1 protein-coding gene is annotated in these 764 nt (G+C 43.1%); it reads left to right on the forward strand.

The features are described 5' to 3' along the window. Window positions 1-764, forward strand: a 764-nt coding sequence (locus ABDH49_09220; GenBank protein MEN3047120.1) for an SBBP repeat-containing protein, incomplete at both ends; no start/stop codon positions are given.

The following is a 764-nucleotide window of genomic DNA, read 5'->3' on the forward strand; positions in this document are numbered from 1 at the left end:
TTGGGGAGACTAATTCAACTAATTTTCCGACCTATGATCCAGGCGGAGGCGCATATTATCAGGGAAGCAATGCGGGGAGTTTTGATGCATTTATATTGAAATTCACAAATTCAGGAGTAAGGCAGTGGGCTACTTATTATGGGGGAAGTTGGTATGATGTTGCATATTCAATTTCAACAGATGGAGGTGGAAATGTTTTCGTGGTTGGGGAGACTAATTCAACAAATTTTCCGACCTATGATCCAGGCGGAGGTGCATATTTTCAGGGAAGCTATGCGGGGGGTGGTGATGTATTTATATTGAAATTCACGAATGCAGGAGTAAGGCAGTGGGCTACTTACTATGGAGGAAGTGGGAGTGATTATGCATATTCAATTTCAACAGATGTAGGTGGAAATGTTTTCGTGGTTGGGGAGACTATTTCATGGAATTTTCCGACCTATAATCCAGGCGGAGGTGCATATTTTCAGGGCCGTGCGGGGGGTGCTGATGCATTTATATTGAAATTCACAAATTCAGGAGTAAGGCAGTGGGCTACTTGTTATGGGGGAAGTGAGTATGATTATGCATATTCAATTTCAACAGATGTAGATGGAAATGTTTTCGTGGTTGGATGGACTTATTCAACTGATTTTCCGACCTATAATCCAGGCGGAGGTGCATATTTTCAGGGAAGCAATGCGGGGGATGCTGATGCATTTATATTGAAATTCACGAATGCAGGAGTAAGGCAGTGGGCTACTTATTATGGGGGAGGTGGGAAT

The sequence above is a fragment of the Candidatus Hydrothermales bacterium genome, assembly GCA_039630235.1.
Taxonomy (GTDB): Bacteria; Hydrothermota; Hydrothermia; order Hydrothermales; family JAJRUZ01; genus JBCNVI01.